Here is a 1841-nt window from a genome sequence, read left to right as displayed (position 1 = left end):
ATCATGGTTCTGCGCGCATCCGGGCCATCAGAAACAGGGGGCTGCGATGTTTTCGCGATCCGGGTGGCACGAGGGCGGCCGATCCCTTCGTTCCCGTGGGATCTTCGAGGTGCTGATCTCACCTGAGGCGAGGGGAGCGCGCAGGTGACCCCGGTTGCGCAGCCGTCAGCGGAGGCGACCCGGGGCCTTGGGGGGGTGTCCCTGCTGCGGGTCCTGGGACGCCGCTGGTTGGCGATTGTCATCGCGGTGGTTATCGGCGCGGCGCTGGCGCTCATCCTTGCCAAGCGGCAGGCTCCGGTGTATCAGGCGACGGGCCGGGTGTTCCTGAGCACCTCCGACGCGGCGCTCGGCGGGGGCTCGGTCGATGCCACCCGGGTCGTCCAGACCCAGGCCCAGTTCGCCGCCTCCACCGCGGCTCTGGACCTGATCGCCGAACAGCTCAAGGTGTCGCGGCCCTATGTGGCCAAACGGGTGAAGGTCACGCCGTCGGCGGGAGGCTACTTTTTCACGATCGTCGGCAGCGGCGGCACCGACGAGCAGTCGGTGCGGTTGGTCCAGGCTACCGAGAGCGCCTATCAGCAACTTCTCTCCCAGTATGGGGCGGACAGCAGTGGCGCTGTCGATCGGCTTACCAAGCTGCGGGACGAGACCTACAAGAACCTCCAGAGGCTGCAGGCCCAGCAGGCGGCTCTGCCTCGTAACGCGGACGAACAGGTTCTTGCCAGCCAGATCAGCAACCTCAACTCACAGATCGCCGATCTCAACCGACGGATTCCCGAGGCACAGGTCAACGCCGCGTTGAGGGCCGGTTCGGTGACGCTGGCCGAAGCTCCGCGTTCTGATGGCAAGGTCGCACCGCAGCTGTTCCGTGACGCTCTGGTTGGCGCGTTGGTCGGGATGTTCCTGGCGGCGGCAGTGGTCTGGTGCGCCTATCTGCGCCGGCCAACGGTTCTCGACGGGCGCGGCGCGGCCCTTGCCCTTGATGCGCCATTTCTTGTGGAAATTCCTGATCGACGCGGCAGCGGACTCCCGACCGACACGCTTGTCTCCGCCATGTCCGCGGTATTGGCACCAACCGTCAAAGTGGTGGCGCTCGTTCCGGCGATGCGAGGCGATCTGGGTGTCGATCTGGTGGCGGCCGTCTGCGCAAGCTGGTCAGACGATCAGGGAGTTGTGCTGATCATCGACGCCTCCCCGGAGCCCGACGTCCGCGCGACGTTGGAGCACCTACCTCGAGCGGTTTCCGGTGAGCTGCCCCGCTGGGCGCACGAGCCGACCTGCCTGGCCCGCTCATCCGGCACCGGACGAGGGCATCTGCTGTACAACCGGGTCGCGCCGGCCCGGGCCGCCCGGCCCGGTGGGCTCGCGCCCATCCTGGCGGACCGCGCACCCGTTGTCGATCTTGTCATCCTGTTGACGCCGGCGCTCAGCGAGCTTCCGACGACAGCGGTGTCCGCCGCGCAGGCGGATGCCATCATCGTTGTCGCCAGCGGCGATTCCCTGCTCAAGGAGCTGTCGCGGGTGCCGCGGCACTGGCCGGCCCTGGCGGGGCGGATCGTGGGCGTGGTCTTCGACGGCCGATCCGGCGTCCGTCGGTCCGCGCGCAATGCGGCGCCCGCGCGCGCCGCCGATGACGTTGTCGGCCCGATCGTGGGTGCCGGTGGTCGTGCTGCCTCCGCGCCGGGCGCATCGTCGAGGGCGTCGATGGACGCCGGGCGTCGCCGGCGCGGCGACAGGGAGGCTACGGACAGATATGTCCGTCCCACCGGTAAGCATTGAGCGCCTGGACGGCGCTTGGCGGCACTTCGCGGTTGGCGGCACGGGTGGCTGACGCCCGGACC

At 68.9% G+C, this 1841-nt stretch carries 1 protein-coding gene; it reads left to right on the top strand.

All coding sequences use genetic code 11. The features are described from left to right. Positions 1-144 precede the first annotated feature (144 nt). On the top strand, positions 145-1779 hold the full coding sequence (locus U9980_RS05295) for a Wzz/FepE/Etk N-terminal domain-containing protein (RefSeq protein ID WP_322766923.1): 1635 nt from the start codon (positions 145-147) through the stop codon (positions 1777-1779). The last annotated feature ends 62 nt before the right edge of the window (positions 1780-1841 follow it).

Origin of the sequence: Protofrankia sp. Cr1, assembly GCF_963555865.1 — a bacterium.
Classification (GTDB): Bacteria; Actinomycetota; Actinomycetes; order Frankiales; family Frankiaceae; genus Protofrankia.
This window is presented reverse-complemented; position numbering and strand designations above follow the sequence as displayed.